The sequence below is a fragment of the Herbaspirillum sp. WTB6 genome, assembly GCF_057457785.1.
Window position 1 is genome coordinate 3,064,054 of record NZ_CP176522.1, and the last position, 19,567, is coordinate 3,083,620.

Consider the following 19,567-nt stretch of genomic DNA (forward strand, 5'->3'; position numbering starts at 1 on the left):
CGGCTCCCACTGCAGCTCGGCCAGACAGCAAAAAACGCATGCACCGTAATCAATATCGCCGGCCGCAGGGCACACACGCGGTCGACGTCGGAGTTGTCTGCCGATGCCTGAGAGGCTACCGCCATGGCGCGCAATCAGCTGCAAACAACTGGTCGGGGGACAAGGCTGACGCCTTTTGAAAACACTCCTTAAAATGTCGTTGGGACCCCGGTCCCATGGAAAGCTGAGCTGGGCGGATGGCCCGGTTTGCTCAAGTTGCGCGAATTGTAGGGACCTGTTTATGCCTAGTCAATACTAACAAAATACAAAATCATTACTTAAATATCTTAAAAATTCTATTGCGTTGCAACAAAAATCAACGAAATCAACATCTTGGCGGGAATTTCTCGATAATGGCATTCACCCCTAAAAAACCGTAAAAAAACATGAAATATTCGGATTTGCGCGATTTTCTTGCGCAGTTGCAACAATTTGGTGAGCTAAAGCACATTTCCATTCCGGTTTCTCCCTATCTGGAGATGACCGAGATTTGTGATCGTACCCTGCGTGCCGGCGGACCGGCATTGATGTTCGACAACCCGGATGGCCAAACCATTCCCGTGCTTGGCAATCTGTTCGGCACCCCGCGCCGGGTGGCGCTTGGCATGGGCGCCGAAGATGTCGGCGAATTGCGTCGCATCGGCCACCTGCTGGCGGCACTGAAGGAACCGGAACCGCCTAAAGGTTTGAGGGAGGCGCTGGGTTTGGGTTCCATGCTCAAATCCCTGTGGGATATGGCACCGAAGGAATCGCGCGGCGCTGCCTGCCAGGAAATCGTGTGGGAGGACGCCGATGTCGACCTGGCAAAATTGCCGATCCAGCATTGCTGGCCGGGCGACGTCGCGCCGTTGATCACCTGGGGCCTGGTGGTCACCAAGGGGCCGCACAAGAAGCGCCAGAACCTCGGCATCTACCGCCAGCAGGTGCTCGGCCGCAATAAAGTGATCATGCGCTGGCTGGCGCAGCGCGGCGGCGCGCTGGATTTCCGCGAGCATGGCGTGGCGCATCCGGGCCAGCCGTTTCCGATCGCCGTGGCCCTCGGCGCCGATCCGGCCACCATCCTGGGCGCGGTGACGCCGGTGCCGGACAGCCTGTCGGAATACCAGTTTGCCGGTTTGCTGCGCGGCAGCCGCACCCACGTTACCAAGGCGATCGGCAGCGAATTGCGGGTGCCGGCTGCGGCCGAGATCGTGCTGGAAGGGCACATCTACCCTGACGCGGCGCATCCGTCCGGCTACCAGCACGCGCTGGAAGGGCCATTTGGCGACCACACCGGCTATTACAACGAGCAGGACTGGTTCCCGGTATTCACGATCGACCGCATCACGATGCGGCGCGAACCCATCTATCACTCGACGTATACCGGCAAGCCGCCGGACGAGCCGGCGGTGCTGGGCGTGGCGCTGAATGAAGTGTTCATTCCGCTGCTGCAAAAGCAGTTTGCCGAAATCACCGATTTCTATCTGCCGCCGGAAGGCTGCAGCTACCGGATGGCGGTGGTGCAGATGAAAAAATCCTACCCGGGCCATGCCAAGCGTGTGATGTTCGGGGTCTGGAGTTTTTTGCGGCAGTTCATGTATACCAAGTTCATCGTGGTGGTGGATGAAGACGTGAATATCCGCGACTGGAAGGAAGTAATCTGGGCCATCACCACCCGCGTCGATCCGAGCCGCGACACCACGCTGGTGGAAAACACGCCGATCGACTACCTGGATTTCGCCTCGCCGGTTTCCGGCCTGGGCAGCAAGATGGGGATCGACGCCACCAACAAGTGGCCCGGCGAAACCAGCCGCGAGTGGGGCAGGACCATCGCCATGAGCGCCGAAGTGACGCAGAAGGTGGACCGCATCTGGCAGGAGCTGGGAATTTGAGCGCGCTCGCACCATTCCCGCATGCCCCGGGAATGGGCGGAAGGAGGCTTGCCGATGTCGTATCTGAATGATCCGCGCGTGTTCTTTGCCGCCGAGCGCACCTTGCTGGCGTGGCAGCGTACCGCCATCGCCCTGATCGGCCTCGGCTTTGTGATCGAACGCTTCGGACTATTCCTGGCGATGATCTCGGCCAGCGCCGGCGCCGGCGCGGCGTCCGGCCACGGCCGTGCCTCGCTGCTGTTCGGCATCATCTTCCTGCTGCTGGGCGCGGCGGTGGCGGCGGTGTCGGCGCTGCAGTTCCGCCGTTTCGTGCGCGAACTGGCGGCGCCCGAGATCCCGCGCGGCTACGCGGTCTGGTTCGGTCCGTTCATCAATCTGGCGCTGGCAGTGACGGCGCTCGGCTTGGCCGCCTGGTTCGTCGCCACCGCCTAGGTCCTTCATGGGGTATGCCTCAAAACCGAAGATTTCACGGCGCAAATCGGTATTTTTATCGAGGAGTATGTAATAACCGAGCTTAGCCAAGCTCCAGCGTCTTTCCCTGCCGCAGCAGTTCTTCCAAAGCGGGTGCCGCCAGCGGCTTGCTGAAGTAATAACCCTGGATCTGGTCGCAGTCGTTCTGACGCAGATAGGCCAGTTGTTCCGCCGTTTCCACCCCTTCGGCAATCACTTGCAGGCGCAGGCTATGCGCCAGCGAAATGATCGAGCTGACGATCGCCGCGCCGTCCGAATGCTGGGTGATGTCGCGCACGAAGGACTGGTCGATCTTCAGCACGTCGAGCGGGAAGCGTTTCAGGTAGGACAGGCTGGAATAGCCGGTGCCGAAGTCATCGATCGACAAATGCAGACCGGCTGCCTTCAACTGGCGCAGGATGCCGATGCTGCGCTCGACATCCTTCATCACCATGCTTTCGGTCAATTCGATTTCCAGATACTGCGCGGCCAGCCCGGTTTCGGCCAGGATGCCGATGATCGACGGTGCCAGATCGGGCTCGCCAAACTGGCGCGCCGACAGATTGACCGCGATGCGCAGCGCGCCCAGCCCGGCCTGCTGCCAGGCCAGGGTCTGGCCACAGGCAGTGCGCAGCACCCACTCGCCGATCGGCACGATCAGGCCGGTTTCCTCGGCCAGCCCGATGAAGCGGTTGGGCGCAATCATCCCCAGTTGCGGATGGTTCCAGCGGATCAGCGCTTCCATGCCGATCACGCGTCCGCTGCGCAGGCAGACTTGCGGCTGGTAGTGCAGCAGCAGTTCATTGCGATCGAGGGCCTGCCGCAAATCGGCTTCCAGCCGCAGCCGATCCAGCGCCCGCTCGTTCATCGCGGCGGTGAAGAACTGGAAGTTGTTGCGCCCGTTTTGTTTGGCATGGTACATCGCGACGTCCGCATGCCGGATCAGGGTCTCGGCGTCGCTGCCGTCGCCCGGATAGAGCGCGATACCGATGCTGCAGGTCGGATAGAAGTGGTGGTTGCCGATCTGCAGCGGCGCGGCGATGCTGCTCATGATGCGTTGCACGACTCCGATATTCGCCAACTGATCGTCGCATTCGGGCAGGATCAGTACGAATTCGTCGCCGCCCTGGCGCGCCACCGTGTCGCTGGCGCGCAGCGCGCCTTGCAGGCGGTGCGATATCTCCTGCAGCAGGGTATCGCCGGCGCCGTGCCCGAGGGTGTCGTTGATGAACTTGAAGTGATCCAGATCGAGGAACGCGACCCAGAACGAATGCTGCAGGCGCGCCGCCTGGGCGATCGCCTGGCCCAGGCGGTCGCCCAGCAGATTGCGGTTCGGCAGCCCGGTCAGCGCATCGTGATTGGCCTGGAATTCGAGTTGTTCCTGGTAACGCCGGGTTTCGGTGATGTCGTATTTGGCGGCGACGAAATGGGTAACGGTGCCGGCATCGTCGCGCACCGGCGCGATATACAGCCTGGTCCAGAACAGCGTGCCGTCCTTGCGGTAATTGCGCAGGGTAACATCGCCTTCGCGCTGCTCGGCCAGGATCGCGCGGATTTCCGCGATCCCCGGCTGGTCGCGGTCGCCCCGGTGCAGGATGGCCAGGCTGCGGCCCAGCATTTCCTCGGCGCTGTAGCCGGTCATCCGCTCGTATGCCGGGTTGACGTACTCGACCGGAAAGCCGGGCCGGCGCGCGCTGGTGATGACGATCGCGTTGGCGCTGGCTTCGATGGCGCGCTGGCGCAGGTATAGCGCCGCTTCCGCCGTCGCCCGCCCCGCCCGGTGGCGCAAGGCCTGCAGCGCCACCAGCACGCTGTACGCCAACCCTTCCAGCAAGGCCAGTTCCTCGCCGTCGAAGGCATCGGCTTCCGCCGCATAGACGTTGAAGACGCCGATCACGCTCTCATCCTGCACCAGCGGCAGCGCCACCTTGGCGTTGAAGCCATGGCGCAGCGCCTCGTCGCGCCACGGCAGATTCGCTTCCTGGCGGAAGTCGTTGGCTACCACCGGGCGGCCGCTCTTCAGCGCGGCGTCGATGGTGCGCAGGCGGCCCGGATCTTCGGCCAGCGGGCGCCGGATGCTGTCGATATATTCCTGGCTGTCGCCGGCGATGTTGGTCAGGGCAATGCCGCCGTCGGGGGTCAGCAGGCCGGTCCAGGCCATGCGGTAGCCGGCCTTGACCACCACTTCGCAGATCGCCTGCAACAGCGCCTGCTCGTCTTCGGCGGCGGCGATCTTGGTATCGCATTCATGGATGGCGCGCAGCGCGCGGTTGCTGCGCCGCAGCGATTCCTGCAGCAGGTATTCGTCGGTGACGTCGCTGCCGACGCTGTTGATGCGGCCGCTGCCGGGCACGTCGCCGGCGATGAAGCGCACCGCGTAGCGCAGCCAGCGCACCACGCCGTCAGGCCGCACGACGCGGTAGTGAATCGCCGACTGGCTGTTCCGCCCGCTGCGGCTGAGATCGGCTCCGAAGGCCAGCACCCGTTCGCGATCCTGTGGATGCACGCATTCCAGCCACAGGCGCGGATTCTGGTAAAAGGCGCTCGCCGGCCAGCCATACACGCGTTCGACCGCCGGGCTGACGTAGCTGATCGCGCCGCCCGGATATTCGGCGGTCCACAGCACCTCATCGATCGATTGCAGGATCTGCGCCAGTTGTTCATCCCTGGAATGAAGCGACCGCTCGGCCTGGCGCGCGCGCGCCTCGGCTGCCTGGCGCGCATAACGCAGCGTGCGCATGAACATAAATGCCAGCAGGCTCAGCAAGGCGCCGGCGAAGGCTGCCACCGGCGGCAGCCAGGATTGCGATTGGCGCGCGAATTTTGGCTGTGCGCTGACCTCCATCTGCCATACCGTGCTGGCTACCGGCAGCGCAAGCCGCCGCTGCAGTGCCGGGTCCGGCGCCGGTGCATTTGCCTCGACCGGAGAGGCGGTGCGATAGCGGCGGCTGTCGAAAATCAGGTTGTGCCAGCCGCTGCCGGCTGCGGCCTGGCCGAGTTCGGTTGCCGGCCGGTCCCGGATCTGCAGCGCCAGATCGTCCAGCAACTCCGGGCCGAATACGCTGCGCAGCATGTCGTCGACGCGAATTGCCAGAAATACCACGCCGGAAAAGCGCTGGCGCCGCTGTTCCAGCGTGGTCGGGATCCGGCCGTCTTCATACAGTGGCAGGAAGAACACGATGCCTTCGATGTTGCCGGGCGCGACGAACAAGCGCACCCGTGCGCTGACTGCCAGTTCGCCGCTGTCGCGCGCGCGCTCGATCGCCACGCGCCGCCTGGCCTCCGCGGTGTGGTCAAAACCGATCCCGGAGAGATTTTTCGCCAATGGTTCGATATAGCGCACCATCAGGGCGTCGCTGGCGGAACCTGTCGCATGCACGGCCGGCACGTCCGTTCCCGGCACGTCGGCATAGTCACGTTGCAGGGTCGAGGAAAATGCCAGGCGCTGGGCCGGCGTCACGCGCGGACTGAAGCCGATTGCCTGAATGCCGGGCAGGCGTTGCTCGAGGCCGAGCGATTCGGCGAAGCGCTGAAAGGCAGGGCGCGGCAGGCGCGGATTGACGGCGAACTGGGCCTGGAAACCGCGCAGGACCTCGGTGTACTCATTGACCTGCCGCATCAGGCTGTGCTCGGCGTCCCTGGCGCGTGCGTCGAGTTGCACCGATTGTTCCTGCTGTACCAGCTTGCTGCCGAGTTGCCAGGCAAGTCCGGTGGCCAGCAGGCCGGCCAGCAGGAACATCAATGAAAGCCAGCGTTCCTTGTCGTATTTGTTCTGCGTGGTCGCCATGTAGTTTCGGTCTTCCTGGTTGGGCGGACCGAATCATACCGAGATTCGTACCCCCGGCACAGGAGTTTTGACGCGCCGCACGGCGAATGACGGCGCCCCGCCATCCACGGCCGCTCAGGACATCAGGCCGGCAGTCGCGGAACGAAACGGGCTGGCGCCGCCTGCGCAGGTGGCGTGCCTCCGAGCCTGAAGACGCTGACCTGCAGCAGCAGTCTCTCGGCCTGCTCCCGCAGCGATCCCGACGCCGCCGCCGCTTCTTCCACCAGCGCCGCATTTTGCTGGGTGGTGCTGTCCATCTGCGTGATCGCCTGGTTCACCTGTTCGATGCCGGCGATCTGTTCGCGGCTGGCTGCGGCGATCTCGTTCATGATGTCGGTGACGCCGCGCACGCTGTCGACGATCTGGCTCATGGTGGCGCCGGCTTCATCGACCAGCCTGGCGCCGGTATCGACCTTGTCTACCGAATCGTCGATCAAAGTCTTGATTTCCTTGGCGGCGGCGGCCGAGCGCTGCGCCAGGTGCCGCACCTCGGCCGCGACCACGGCAAAGCCGCGCCCTTGCTCGCCAGCGCGTGCCGCCTCTACCGCCGCATTCAAGGCCAGGATATTGGTCTGGAAGGCGATACCGTCAATGACGTCGATGATATCGACGATTTTTTTCGACGAGGCGTTGATCGAGCCCATGGTGTCGACCACCTGGGCGACCACCGCCCCGCCCTTGCTGGCGATGCCGGAGGCGGACAGCGCCAACTGGCTGGCTTGCAGCGCATGCTCGGCATTCTGCTTGACGGTCGAGGTGAATTGTCCCATCGAGGAGGCGGTTTCTTCCAGCGAGCTGGCCTGTGCCTCGGTGCGCGCCGATAAATCGAGGTTGCCGGCAGCGATCTGATTGGATGCCGTGGCGATGCTGTCGGTACCGCTGTGCACTGAGCCGACGATCGTCATCAGGCTATGAGTCATGTTTTTCAGCGCCAGCATCAGCTGCCCGGTTTCATCCCTGGAGGCGACCTCGATCTGGCTGCCGAGATCGCCGGCGGCGACGGTATTGGCGATCCGCACCGCATGGTTCAGCGGCCGCGTGATGCTGCGCGTGACGAAATAGGCGAAACCGATCGCCAGCAGCGAGGCGACGGTCGCCAGCGCCAGCATGATGGCGACGCCGTAGCGATATTCGTGCGCCGCTTGCGGTCCTTCTTCGTCAATCAATTGATCGACCAGCCTGATCAGGTCCTTGATGTGGTTCATGTATTCTGTTTGGGCCTGCATCACGGTGGAAACCAGCAAGGCGCCGGCTTCCGGCTTTTTGCCGTCGGCCATCAGTTGCAGGAACTGGTTTTGCCCGGCGCGATAGGTGGCCAGACCGTCCATGATGCGCTTGAGAATGGCGCGGCCTTTGGCGGTGGACAGTTTCTGGTCGAGCTGGGCCAGATTTTTGTCGATGTTTTTGCGCGCCGCCGGAATCACCGCCAATTCGGCTCTGATCTTTTCCGGATCGTCGAGAATCATCGCATTGCGCATGGCGATTGCAATCAGGTTGATGTCGTCCAGCACATGGTTGGCCAGCGTGACCTTCGGATAGCGGTCGCTGATGATCAGATCGGCGCTTTGATGCAGGGCGACCAGCCGCACGATGCCAAGCCCGGTGATGCTGATCAGCAGCAGGACCACGATGCCGAAGGCTGCACCCAGGCGCTGGCCGATCTTTAAGTTTGCAAACGACATCGTCAATCTCCGGAGAGGGGTGAAACGGCATGTCCAGCCGGCATGGCGGGACTGGTGGCGCAGTGCGGGCGCACCTTCCGAAAACGGCACGTGCGGCCGGCTTCAACGAATATTTCTACCTGGAAATATCTAGCCGGCTGGAGTATAGAGGGCGGCCAGGCAGCTCTTGCTTGATGCGGATCAACCAATTCACAAGTCGCGTTGGGCCGGCGCCATGCGCCGCGGTCGCACCGTTCCGGCGCCGGGACAGACGCCGTGCTCGCGCGGGCCCGGAAAATCGCATCGCGCCGGCCCAATGCGGTACAATTCACCTCGGCGGGCCCCTGCGCATTGCGGCATGGTCAATCTGGTCAGGTCGGGAACGAAGCAGCCACAATCATTTCCCGCAAGTGCCGCAGACAAGGCTCGCCTTCTTCCGGTTGTTCCTGCTCAGATGCGATTCAGCGTTGCGTCACATTGCTGCGGACGCGCAGGATCAACTCCAGCCCCGCGTCGGTTTCGATTCCGAATCATCCTTGCGGTATCGAGAAATATTTCCAGATATCATGCTGTTTGCCGGTACGGCGATTCAATGTATCGGCGGGAATTCGCGTAGACTCTCCAGCAGCCAGCGAGCGCCCGTCCCGCCTGCTTCCCGGTTCACCATTCCATCCTGATTTTTGCCATGCGTCTGAGATCCCGGCATTTCCTTTTCATAATAGTGTTCCTGGCCGTTGCGCTGGGCGTATCTTTCAGCGTACGCGAGCGCCTTCATGGCGCGATGCCGAAAACGAGCAAGCCGGCGCAAGTCGTCAAAACCGCTCTGGCGCAGCAACAATCGATGCCGATCGTGCTGCAGGCGAACGGCTCGGTCTCCGCCATCAACAATGTCGATGTGCGGCCACAGATCCAGAATGTGGTGCGTGCGGTGCACGTGCGCGAAGGGCAGGAGGTGCAGGCCGGCCAACTGTTGTTTACGCTGGATGCGCGCGCCGACGAGTCGAACGTGGCCAAGGCGCAGGCGCAACTGGCCAGCCAGCGCGCCGACCTGGCCGATGCCGAGCAGGTGCTCAAGCGCAACCAGGAATTGCTGGCGAAAAATTTCGTCTCGCAAGCGGTGGTCGACAGTTCGCGCAACAAGGTCGATGCGCTGCGCAGCGCGCTGCAGGCCAATCAGGCCATGCTGCAGGCAAGCAATGTCGCCGCCGGCTACAACCAGATCCGCGCCAGCATCAGCGGCCGGCTGGGCGCCATCAGCGTGCATGTCGGTAGCCTGGCGCAGCCGGCCGGCGCGCCGATGCTGTCGATCGTCCAGATGGACCCGATCGCGGTCAGCTTCGCGGTGCCGGAACGCCAGTTGACGCATATCCGGGCCAGCTATCCACAAGGCGACGCGCCGATCATCGCGCAACTGGCCGACGGCAGCGAGCTCTCCGGCAAGCTGGTGTTCATCGACAATAGCGCGGATACGCAAAGCGGCACGGTCCTGATGAAGGCGCATTTCGCCAATACCGATCGCAAGCTCTGGCCCGGCACCTTTGTCAGCGTGCGCCTGACATCACGCACGCTGGCGAACGCGATTACAGTCCCGGCACAGGGCGTCATTACCGGCCCGACCGACACCTTCGTCTACGTGGTGCAGCCGGACGAAACCGTGAAGACGCAAAAGGTCGACGTGCTGGCGATCGCCGATGGGGCGGCGGCGGTCTCCGGCCTCCAGGCAGGTGCCCGCATCGTGGTCGAAGGCGCGCAAAACCTGCGCCCGGGCGCCAAGGTCCGGGAAGCGCGGGCTGCAGCGGCCGGCGCCGCCGGACAAAACCAGAACGCCTCGTAAATCCTCGTAAATGAATATTTCCGAACTTTGTATCCGCCGTCCGGTGATGACGGTGCTGCTTTCGATCGCGGTAGTGGTGCTGGGTTTTTTCGCCTATACCAAGCTGCCGATTGCGGCGCTGCCCAGCTACAACACGCCAGTCATCAATGTCACCGGCTCGCTGCCTGGCGCCAGTCCGGAAATCATGGCGTCGTCGGTGGCGACGCCGCTTGAGAAGCAGTTTTCGACGATTGCAGGCCTGGCCACCATCAGTTCCACCAACACCCTTGGCAGTACCTCGATCACGCTGGAATTTTCGCCCGACCGCGACATCGACGCCGCCGCGGTCGACGTGCAGGCGGCATTGTTGCGCGCGCAGCGTAGCCTGCCGCCGGAAATGACCAGCTTGCCGGCTTATCGCAAGGTCAATCCGGCCGATGCGGCGGTGCTGGTGGTGGCGCTGACTTCGCCGTCGCTGTCGCTGTCGGATTTGAATGATTACGCGGAAAACCTGATTTCGCCGTCGATTTCGACCATCGACGGCGTGGCGCAAGTGGTGGTGTACGGCCAGCGGCGCTATGCGGTGCGCATCAAGGTGAAGCCGGACCAACTGGCGGTGCGCAACATGACGCTGGACGAACTGGCCGGTGCGCTGCGTGCGGCCAATTCCAACAGCCCGGTGGGGGTGCTGGACGGCCCGCGCCAGACGCTGACCATCCAGGCAAACCGGCAATTGCTGAATGCGGCGGCGTTCGGTAACCTGGTGATCAACAGTCGCAATGGCTTGAGTACCCGGTTGCGCGATGTGGCCGACGTCGAAGACAGCGTGGAACAGGTCAAAAGCGGCAGTTGGGTCAACGGCGAGCCGTCAATCGTGCTGGCGATCCAGCGCCAGCCGGATGCGAATACGGTGGCGGTGGTGGATGCGGTAAAGGCGGCCTTGCCGCAATTCAAGGCGCAGATGCCGGAGTCGATCACCGTGCAGCAACTGAATGATCGCTCGACCTCGATTCGCGAAGCGATCCACGACGTCAAGCTGACGCTGCTGTTGACCATCGTCCTGGTGGTGCTGGTGATTTTCCTGTTTCTGAAACGGCTGTCGGCGACCGCGATTCCGGTGGTGTCGCTGCCGATTTCGCTGATCGGCTGCTTCGCACTGATGTATTGGCTGGGCTACAGCCTGGACAATATCTCGCTGCTCGGAATCACGATCGCGGTCGGCCTGGTGGTGGACGATGCCATCGTGATGCTGGAAAACATCGTGCGCTACATCGAGCAGGGCATGGAGCCACTGGCGGCGGCGCTGAAGGGTTCGCGCGAAGTCAGCTTCACCATCCTCTCGATTTCGATCTCTCTGGTGGCGGTGTTCATTCCGATCTTCTTCATGCCGGGCGTGATCGGCCTGATGTTCCACGAATTCGCGGCGGTGGTGTCGCTGGCGATCCTGGTTTCGGCCGTGGTGTCGCTGACGCTGGTGCCGATGCTGTGCAGCCGCTACCTGAAGCACGATACCGGTGCAAACGAAAGCTGGCTGGCGCGCCGGTTTGAAAAAATGTTCCAGTCAGTGCTGGCGTCCTATGCGCGCGGACTGGACTGGGCGCTGGCGCACGGCAAGACGGTGCTGGCAATTGCCGGCCTGACTTTTGTCTTGACCGTGTTGCTGTTCGTGACCATTCCGAAAGGTTTTTTCCCGAGTGAGGATATCGGCCAGATCAGTGTCACGGTCGAAGGCGCGCAAGATGTGTCATACCCGACCATGGTGAAGATCATCAACCGGACCGCCGACATAATCCAGAACGATCCGAATGTGTCGGACGTGACCTCGCGCGTCACCAGCGGCAACAGCGGCCGCCTGTTCGTCGGTCTCAAGCCGCGCAACGCGCGCCAGCCGATGGACAAGGTGCTGGAACAGTTGCGGCAGAAGCTGAACGGCCAGGCGGGCGTCGCGGTGTTCATGACGCCGGTGCAGAACCTGCGTCTGGGCGGGCGCGTCAGCAAGAGCCGTTTTCAGTATGTGCTGCAAAGCGTGCGCGCTGCCGAGTTGACCGATTGGGCGGAGAAAATGCAGGGCAAGATGCGCGCCGAACCGCTGTTTCGCGATGTCACCAGCGATTCGCAGTTGAACGGCCTGCAGGCGCAAGTCGAGATCGACCGCGACCGCGCGAATGCCGCCGGTGTGCAGGTGGCCGATATCCGCACCGCGCTATACAGTGCCTTCGGCGACCGCGAAGTGTCGACCATCTTTACCAGCAGCAACAGCTACTCGGTGATTCTGCAGGACAGCAACTCGGGCCAGCAGGATGAAGCCGACTTGAGCAAGATCCATGTGCGCAGCAAGACCGGCGCCCTGGTGCCGCTGATGGGGCTGGCAACCGTCGAACGCACCGCGGGCCCGGTTTCAGTCAACCATCAGGGCCAGTTGCAGGCGGTGACGATTTCCTTCAACCTGGCGCCGGATGCCTCGCTGGGCGACGCTACCAAAAAGATCGAGCAATTCAAGGCCGAGCTGAACTTGCCGCCCAGCATCATTACTTCGTATGCCGGCGACGCCGCGGTGTTCCAGTCCTCGCAATCGAGCCAGATCGCCTTGCTGGTGCTGGCGGTGATCGTGATCTACATCCTGCTCGGCGTGCTGTACGAAAGCTTCATCCACCCGATCACGATCCTGGCCGGCTTACCGTCGGCCGCAGTGGGCGCGCTGCTGACTCTGCATCTTTTCGGCTTCGAGTTGACGCTGATCGCCACCATCGGCATCCTGCTGCTGATCGGCATCGTCAAGAAAAACGCGATCATGATGATCGACTTTGCGCTGCATGCGCAGCGCAACGAGGGCCAGAACCCGGCACAGGCGATCCGCACCGCTTGCCTGCTGCGTTTCCGGCCGATCATGATGACTACGCTGGCGGCTGCGATGGGCGCGCTGCCGATCGCGCTGGGCCTGGGCGCCGGCGCCGAGTTGCGCCAGCCGCTGGGCTTGGCGGTGGTCGGCGGCATGCTGGTGTCGCAGGTGATCACGCTGTTCATCACGCCGGTGATTTTCGTGTATCTGGATCGCTTTTCCGGCGCCGGGCCACTACAGTTCGCGTCCGAATCGGAACCGGCCGCCGGCTAGACATCATCCGGCTGCGGCGGCACCCCGATTCATGCATTCAAATTAGTTATAGGATCCAATGAGCTATACCCCGGGCCGCCTGACGGCCTATGCTTTCCTGGGCCTCAGCATGTCGCTGGTCGGCTCTTACGTCGCGTTGTCCAAACCGCTGGCGGCGGCCTTGCCGGTATTTCTGCTGGCGTGGTTGCGCTTTGGGATCGGTGGCGTGGCGATGCTGCATTGGCTGAAGAAGCCCGCTGCCGAACTGCCGATGTCGTGGCACACCAGGAAACTGGTTTTCCTCGAATCCTTCTTCGGCAACTTCCTGTTTACCATCTGCATGGTTTTCGGAGTCAGCATGACCAGCGCGGTATCGGCCGGCGTCATCATGTCGGCGATTCCGGCAGTGGTGGCGCTGATGAGCTGGGTCTTCCTGCGCGAGCGCATCGGTTTGCGCGTCTGGGCGGCGGTCGCCTGCGGCGCGCTCGGGATTGGTCTGCTGGCATTCGCGAAGGAGGGGAGTGGTGCGGTGGCGGAGGGCACGGCGCACGGCCGCGAGTGGCTGGGTAATCTTCTGGTCATCGCCGCGGTGTTGTGCGAAGCTTTCTATTCGGTCATCGGCAAGAAATTGACTTCCGCGCTCTCTCCCAAACGGATCAGCGCCATCATCAATCTATGGGGCTTTGCGCTGATGACGCCGATGGGCCTCTATCTGGCGCTGCGCTTCGATTTCGTCGCGGTGAAACCGGAAATCTGGCTGCTGTTGCTGTTCTACGCGTTGGCCGCCAGCGTCTGGACCGTCTGGCTCTGGATGACCGCGCTGAAAGCCGTGCCGGCGGCGCAGGCCGGGGTTTTCACCGTGACGCTGCCGATTTCGGCGGCTCTGGTGGGCGTACTGGTGCTGGGCGAAACGCTCTCCGGCATTCAGATTCTGGCGTTTGCGATCGCGCTGGCCGGCGTGCTGCTGGCAACCCTGCCGGCCCGGCGTGCGGCGCCGATTTCGATGGTTGTCTGAAGCGGGTCGGCGCGCGATAAGATGAAGTCATCCGATTAACTCTGGTTGCCGAGGTTACCCGTGCTGCTTGCTCCCGAACAGTTTCTTGGCTTCTTGCTGGCCGCCATCCTGATCACCGCGTCACCCGGGCCGGACAACCTGATGGTGCTGGGTGTCGGCATCTCGCGCGGGCGCAAACAGGGGATCGCCTTTGGCCTCGGCTGTGCGCTCGGCTGCCTGAGCCATACGCTGCTGGCCACGCTGGGGGTCAGCGCCGTGATTGCGGCCTCGCCGCTGGCGTTCACTACGTTGAAAATTTGCGGCGGGCTGTACCTGGTCTGGCTCGGGGCGCAGGCCTGGCGCAGCAGTGGCGCCACCAAGGTGGAAAAACTGGCGGCCTCGAATGAATCCTTGCGCCGCCTGTTTGCGAAGGGCTTGTTCGCGAATGCGATCAATCCCAAGGTGGTGCTGTTCTTCCTGTCTTTCCTGCCGCAGTTCGTGCTCGTCGAGCGCGGCGCGGTGAACTGGCAGACGGCACAACTCGGACTGGTCTTCACCGCCCAGGCAGTACTGCTGTTCGGCCTGCTCGGCTACTTCTCGGGCGCGGTCGGGCAGTGGCTGGGCCGCAATCCGCGCGCCGGCTCCTGGATGGACCGGATTGCCGGCACCATCTTCGTCGGCCTTGGACTGCGCTTGATTGCCGCCCGCTGATGCGGGGACGAGCAGCCCTCAATGGCTGTGCGTGCGCAGCCCCGATGGTACCTGTGGACGGGCCAGACCGTCGCGAGCGAGCCAGCGCGCGGTCTGCTCGGCGGCGCGCTCGATCAACTCGCCGGCATGCGAAAAATCGTAGGGTGACGCCGTCAGCGGGCACAGCGGCGGTACCGTGATGATCTCGGCCTGTTCCCGACAGCGTTCGAATTCCATCACCAGTTGATGGGCGATCAGCAGGGTAACCGCGTGCAGCGCGCTGGCGATTGCGCTGCGCGGCGGCGCCTGGAGCGCGCAGGCGAATCCGGTCGGCAGCACGATGACGCGCCGCGCGCCGAGTTCGATGGCGACGCTGATTGGCGTATTGCTGGCGATTGCACCGTCGACCAGATATTGCTCGTCGATTCGCACCGGCGGAAATACGGCGGGAATGGCGCAACTCGCCAGGACCGCGTCGACTGCCGGCCCGTTCGACAGGCACACCGTACCGCCATGCAGCAAGTCGGTCGCCACCACATACAAGGGAATACTGGCCTGCTCAAGCATTGAATACGGCAGGCATTGTTCCAGCAGGCGGCGTAATCCTGCGGGATCGACGGCAAAGCCGCCGTGGCCGGGCATGCCCAGCAAGCCGCGCCAGGCCAGTGGAAACACCGTGCGGCGGCGCAGGCCATTCCAAATTGCTTCCAGACGGGCGACGCCGTTTGCGTTCGGTGCACCGGCAAAGTAGGCGCCGTTGATGGCGCCGACGGAAGCGCCGATCACGAAATCGGGTGCAAGGCCGTGCGCCACGAGCGCGCGCAGCATGCCGACCTGGATCGAGCCGAAACTGCCGCCGCCGGCCAGTACGAGTGCCGTTGGTTTGTCCCCGCGATCGTTCATCGTGGCAAATTTCCTCCGTTTCCCGGCTAGAGCAGTAACTCCGGCGTGTCCAAGAATCGGTCCGGGCTGCCCGCCATCATCAAGCACTTGTTGTGACTGTTCGGATAAGGCAAGAATGCGCCTATTTTCACCTGGCGTGATCGGGTTTAATGTTCTATTTTTGAATGGTAAGGCAATTCATGTCGCTTGCCTTCACCGGTGCACGCGGAACGGGGAATAACTTTGGCAGCGTAATGTCCCGATGGAATTTGCAGCGACGCAACCAGCAGAACACGGAGGCGGATCATGGCAACCCCAGCTTGGAAAGTCAGCGGCCAGTATTACGAGACGTGCAATTGCGACTTCGTTTGCCCTTGTGTACCGGGACGGATGGCGGTCACCCCGAGCAAGGGTTCGTGCGCTTTCGCGATGGCGTTTCAGGTCGATCGCGGCCAGTATGGGGCGGTATCGCTCGATGGCCTCGGCTTCATCATTCTCGGGCGGACGCCGGAAGCGATGGACAAGGGTAATTGGTCGGTCGGGATCGTTGTCGACGAGCAAGCCAGTGCCGAGCAGCGCGATGCGATCACCGCAATTTCCAGCGGTGCGGCAGGCGGACCGATGGCGGCGCTGGCGGGTTTGGTCGGATCGTTCGTTGGCGTCGATGTTGCCCCGATCCGCTTTGAGCGCGCCGGCGCGAAGTGGTCGGTGGCGGCGCCGACTCGCGTCGACATGGCGGCCGAGGGTGCGATGGGTCTGAATCCTGACGAGACCGAGCCGCTCCATTTCGAGCATACCGGCCATCCGGCTGCCGACCGCTTCGCGCTGGCCCGCGCCTCGCGCAGCCATATCCACGCGCTGGGATTCAACTGGGATGACGCCAGTGGCAAGAACAACGGACAATATGCGCCGTTTTCCTGGCAAAGCGCCTAGACCGGCGAGCGGTTCCGGCGTGTCCACGCGGGTGGCGCCGCTTGCCGGACTGGGCAGCTGCGATCGCGTCACTATCTGGAGCGCCCTGATCGCGATCACGGCCCTGGCATGGGCCTGCTTTCTTTATCTCGACCAACAAATACCCTCGGCCATGGGACAGGACGCGATGATGGCTGGAACGGATATGTCGATGGATAGGCCATGGGCTGCGATTGATGTCCTGATCGTATTCGCCATGTGGGTCGCCATGATGGTCGGCATGATGGTGCCCTCGGCAGTGCCGGTGATGCTGGTGTTCGCCGGAGCACAGGCCCGGCGGGGCGGACCGCGCCTGCCGCTGCCCGTGCTGTTTTTCGGATTTGGCTACCTGGCCGTATGGGTCGGTTTTAGTGTGTGCGCCACGCTTGCACAGTGGGCCTTGCACCATGCGGGACTGCTGTCGCCGGTGACGGCGATGTCAAGTTCGCGGGTGGCCAGTGCGATTCTGATCGCGGTCGGCGTGTACCAACTGACGCCGCTCAAACGCGCCTGCCTGATGCGCTGCCAAAGTCCGCTCGGGTTTCTGCTGGCGCGTTGGCGCGACGGCAAGCTTGGTGCGCTGGAAATGGGAATGCGGCATGGCGCCTATTGTCTCGGCTGCTGCTGGGCGTTGATGGGCATCCTGTTCGTCGTCGGCGTGATGAATCTTGTTTGGGTGGCCGGGTTGACGTTGTTCGTGCTTCTGGAAAAGCTCGGGCCAGTAGGCGCCGTGGTTGCCCGCGTGGCGGGCGTGGTAATGATGATCGCCGGTATCCTGTTCCTCGCCGGCGCGCAATGGGCATTCTTCGCTCCTTAAAGTCGTCTCAGGTGCCCCGCCTTGGGTTGACCTTTGGTGTGCGAAGAACGCCCCGCCTGATTCAGCTATTGATTCGGCCATGCACGATCAAGAATTTGCCGTTGCAAGGTTTCTGCGGAAAGCGTTCCATAGACACGTCCGCATTCGGCGTCGATCCGGCTGCCGATGAATGCCTCGGCGATCGCGCTTGGCGCCTGTTGCAGCATCAGGCTGCCTTGCACCGCCAGCACCAGCCGCTGCGCCAGCCGGCGCGCCGGCATTTCGCGCTGTTCCGGCGCTGCGCCGAAGTCGCGCCGGACGTCCTGTACCAGTTGCCGCAGGCCGGCATGGCCGGCGGTATCCTTTTCCAGCCGCTCCAGCAGCAGCGCGAAGCCTTCCGGTTCGCGTTCCACCGCGCGCAGCACGTCCAGGCACATGACATTGCCGGAGCCTTCCCAGATCGAATTCACCGGCGCCTCGCGATACAGGCGCGCCATCGGCCCGGTTTCGACGTAGCCGTTTCCGCCCCAGACTTCCATGCACTCGCCGGTGAATTCCAGCGCCCGCTTGCAAATCCAGAACTTGGCCGCCGGCGTCACGATGCGGCGCCAGGCACGTTCCAGCGGGTCTTGCGGCGCCTCCACCGCACGCGCCAGGCGCAGCATCAGCAGCGTCGCCGCTTCGGATTCCAGCGCCAGGTCGGCCAGCACGTTTTGCATCAGCGGCTGCTCGGCCAACTGCTTGCCGAAGGCGACCCGATGGCGGGCGTGGTGCGCGGCCTGAACGAAGGCGGCGCGCATGATGCCGGCGCTGCCGATCACGCAATCAAGCCGGGTGTAGTTCGCCATCTCGATGATGGTCGGGATGCCGCGACCTTCCTCGCCGATCATGAGGCCATAGGCGTCGAAGAATTCGACTTCGCTGCTGGAGTTGGAGCGGTTGCCAAGCTTGTCTTTCAGACGCTGGATCAGGATCGCGTTTTTGCTGCCGTCCGGGCGCCAGCGCGGCACGAAGAAGCACGACAGGCCGCCCTCGCTGCGCGCCAGGATCAGATGGGCGTCGCACATCGGCGCCGAGAAAAACCATTTGTGACCGGTCAGCAGGTATTCGGCCCCGCGCCCCCGACCGCTGCCAAGCGGCCGCGCCACGCTGGTGTTGGTGCGCACATCCGAGCCGCCCTGTTTTTCGGTCATCCCCATGCCGATCATGATCGAGTGCTTCTGTTCCAGCGGCAGGTCGCGCGGGTCGTGCTGGCGTGAGAACAGCTTGTCCTTCAAGCTTGCGAACAGGGCCGGCTCTTGTTGCAGGACCGGAATCGCGGCGAAGGTCATGGTGGTCGGGCACAGCGAGCCGGTTTCCACCTGGGTCTGCAGGAAATAGGCGGCGGCACGCGCCACCTGGGCGCCCGCTTGCGGTTGCATCCAGGGCAGCGCGTGCAGCGCCTCGCGCCGCACCATGCCGAGGATTTCATGCCAACTCGGATGGAATTCGATCGCATCCAGGCGATTGCCGAGACGGTCATGCGTGACCAGTTCCGGCAAATGGCGGTTTGCCAATTCACCCAGCCGCAGCACTTCCGTGCGCCCCAGTTCGGCGCCGAAGCGGATCAGCTCCGGTTCGTGCCAGCCGGCCTGTTCGCGCCGCACGCCATCGGCCAGCGCGACGTCGGTGGTAAACATATTGTAGGCGTCGAGTTCCGGTACCTGGTTGGTGACTTCGTGGGTGGGCCATTGCATGGTCGATCTCCTTGTATGATTCGGCTGCATGCGCGGGCAGTCGCGCATGCCGATGCACGGTCCATCATAGCCCCGGCACCGGAGCCGGGTGTTCGTCTTTGGCCGGTGGAGAAAAAGTTGAACCATGCCGCGTTAAAGCCACGCCGGAAGCCGGTTCAGTCCCGATCGATCGCCACCCAGAATGCGATCCTGGAGGCGTTTGTTCGGCTTTTGCAGGAAAAGGGCTACGCCCGGCTGACGATGCGCGAGATCGCCGCCGTCGCCGGGGTCGGCCTGGGCACGGTGTATGAGCATTTTCCCGGCAAGCGCTCGATCGCCGCCAATTGCATTCGTCAGCGTTTCAAGGGCGTTGGCGCGCAGATGCTGGCTTGCGCGGCAACGCTGCGCGGACAGCCGCTGGCGCAAGTGGTCGATGCGGTGCTCGACCTGTTGATCGAAATGCATGCGGCGCAGGCGCAGCAGTGGTCGCTGCTGATCGAACTGGAGCGCCAGATTTCCGACGCCGACGCGTATCGCAGCCTGTATGCGCAGTTCGTCGACATCTGGCAGCAGATATTGCAAGCAGCGGCGCCGTCGGCGGCGTTGCCGTCCGGCGAAACCGCCTATACCGTGCATGCGGCGGTGTATGGCTTGTTATATCAGACCCTGCTGTGCCGGCCGCAGGTGGTGGCCGGCGCCGAATTCCGGCGCCAGCTCGGGGCGCTGGTGCATGGCTATCTGGATGCCGCCGGCCGCGCCTGATCGGCATTCGCGCGGCGGCCACCGAA

14 protein-coding genes and 1 other RNA gene are annotated in these 19,567 nt (G+C 63.2%); 10 read left to right on the forward strand and 5 right to left on the reverse strand.

Annotated elements, in window-relative coordinates; translation table 11 throughout:
- Nucleotides 1-425 precede the first annotated feature (425 nt).
- Both ubiD and ACK2VC_RS14330 read left to right on the forward strand, forming a co-directional pair.
- On the forward strand, nt 426-1,910 hold the full coding sequence (gene ubiD / locus ACK2VC_RS14325) for a 4-hydroxy-3-polyprenylbenzoate decarboxylase (protein ID WP_486731057.1): 1,485 nt from the start codon (nt 426-428) through the stop codon (nt 1,908-1,910).
- A gap of 54 nt (nt 1,911-1,964) precedes the next feature.
- Entirely contained in the window at nt 1,965-2,342 is a 378-nt protein-coding gene (locus ACK2VC_RS14330; protein ID WP_486731058.1) for a YidH family protein, read from the forward strand.
- Between the two features lie 82 nt (nt 2,343-2,424).
- Here the strand turns inward: ACK2VC_RS14330 and ACK2VC_RS14335 are convergent, their stop codons facing one another.
- Both ACK2VC_RS14335 and ACK2VC_RS14340 read right to left on the reverse strand, forming a co-directional pair.
- Nucleotides 2,425-6,147, reverse strand: a complete 3,723-nt coding sequence (locus ACK2VC_RS14335; RefSeq protein WP_486731059.1) for a bifunctional diguanylate cyclase/phosphodiesterase — start codon at nt 6,145-6,147, stop codon at nt 2,425-2,427.
- 122 nt (nt 6,148-6,269) lie between these two features.
- The gene (locus ACK2VC_RS14340; RefSeq protein ID WP_486731060.1) at nt 6,270-7,868 is read right to left on the reverse strand and encodes a methyl-accepting chemotaxis protein; all 1,599 of its coding nucleotides are present in this window, start codon (nt 7,866-7,868) and stop codon (nt 6,270-6,272) included.
- Between the two features lie 314 nt (nt 7,869-8,182).
- Between ACK2VC_RS14340 and ffs the strand changes: the two genes are divergently transcribed.
- Nucleotides 8,183-8,281: signal recognition particle sRNA small type (gene ffs, locus ACK2VC_RS14345), an RNA gene on the forward strand.
- Nucleotides 8,282-8,436: 155 nt separating this feature from the next.
- On the opposite strand, the gene ACK2VC_RS14350 is transcribed toward ffs, so the two are convergent.
- Nucleotides 8,437-8,622, reverse strand: coding sequence for a hypothetical protein (locus ACK2VC_RS14350; RefSeq protein ID WP_486731061.1), 186 nt, complete (start codon nt 8,620-8,622; stop codon nt 8,437-8,439).
- A gap of 6 nt (nt 8,623-8,628) precedes the next feature.
- Here ACK2VC_RS14350 and ACK2VC_RS14355 point away from each other — a divergent pair, with 6 nt between their 5' ends.
- Genes ACK2VC_RS14355 through ACK2VC_RS14370 form a run of 4 tightly spaced genes read left to right on the forward strand, consistent with a single transcriptional unit; the run spans nt 8,629 to nt 14,456 of the window.
- Nucleotides 8,629-9,681: an efflux RND transporter periplasmic adaptor subunit gene (locus ACK2VC_RS14355; RefSeq protein ID WP_486731062.1), complete on the forward strand. Its 1,053-nt coding sequence runs from the start codon at nt 8,629-8,631 to the stop codon at nt 9,679-9,681.
- Between the two features lie 10 nt (nt 9,682-9,691).
- Nucleotides 9,692-12,772, forward strand: a complete 3,081-nt coding sequence (locus ACK2VC_RS14360) for an efflux RND transporter permease subunit (protein WP_486731063.1) — start codon at nt 9,692-9,694, stop codon at nt 12,770-12,772.
- Between the two features lie 58 nt (nt 12,773-12,830).
- Nucleotides 12,831-13,766 carry a DMT family transporter gene (locus ACK2VC_RS14365; protein ID WP_486731064.1) on the forward strand — a complete coding sequence of 312 codons (936 nt, stop codon included), beginning with the start codon at nt 12,831-12,833 and terminating at the stop codon, nt 13,764-13,766.
- A 60-nt stretch (nt 13,767-13,826) separates the two neighbouring features.
- Nucleotides 13,827-14,456 carry a LysE family translocator gene (locus ACK2VC_RS14370; RefSeq protein WP_486731065.1) on the forward strand — a complete coding sequence of 210 codons (630 nt, stop codon included), beginning with the start codon at nt 13,827-13,829 and terminating at the stop codon, nt 14,454-14,456.
- Between the two features lie 18 nt (nt 14,457-14,474).
- Here the strand turns inward: ACK2VC_RS14370 and ACK2VC_RS14375 are convergent, their stop codons facing one another.
- Nucleotides 14,475-15,338, reverse strand: a complete 864-nt coding sequence (locus ACK2VC_RS14375; protein WP_486731066.1) for a patatin-like phospholipase family protein — start codon at nt 15,336-15,338, stop codon at nt 14,475-14,477.
- A 285-nt stretch (nt 15,339-15,623) separates the two neighbouring features.
- Between ACK2VC_RS14375 and ACK2VC_RS14380 the strand changes: the two genes are divergently transcribed.
- Together ACK2VC_RS14380 and ACK2VC_RS14385 are read left to right on the forward strand one after the other, a co-directional pair.
- Nucleotides 15,624-16,250 carry a DUF1326 domain-containing protein gene (locus ACK2VC_RS14380; protein ID WP_486731067.1) on the forward strand — a complete coding sequence of 209 codons (627 nt, stop codon included), beginning with the start codon at nt 15,624-15,626 and terminating at the stop codon, nt 16,248-16,250.
- Complete coding sequence (locus tag ACK2VC_RS14385) at nt 16,222-17,085, forward strand: DUF2182 domain-containing protein (RefSeq protein ID WP_486731068.1); 864 nt, start codon at nt 16,222-16,224, stop codon at nt 17,083-17,085. Before ACK2VC_RS14380 ends, ACK2VC_RS14385 begins: the two co-directional genes overlap by 29 nt.
- A 65-nt stretch (nt 17,086-17,150) precedes the next feature.
- Here ACK2VC_RS14385 and ACK2VC_RS14390 read toward each other — a convergent pair whose 3' ends face one another.
- Nucleotides 17,151-18,800 carry an isovaleryl-CoA dehydrogenase gene (locus ACK2VC_RS14390; RefSeq protein WP_486731069.1) on the reverse strand — a complete coding sequence of 550 codons (1,650 nt, stop codon included), beginning with the start codon at nt 18,798-18,800 and terminating at the stop codon, nt 17,151-17,153.
- 117 nt (nt 18,801-18,917) lie between these two features.
- Between ACK2VC_RS14390 and ACK2VC_RS14395 the strand changes: the two genes are divergently transcribed.
- The gene (locus tag ACK2VC_RS14395; protein WP_486731070.1) at nt 18,918-19,541 is read left to right on the forward strand and encodes a TetR/AcrR family transcriptional regulator; all 624 of its coding nucleotides are present in this window, start codon (nt 18,918-18,920) and stop codon (nt 19,539-19,541) included.
- Nucleotides 19,542-19,567: the final 26 nt, after the last annotated feature.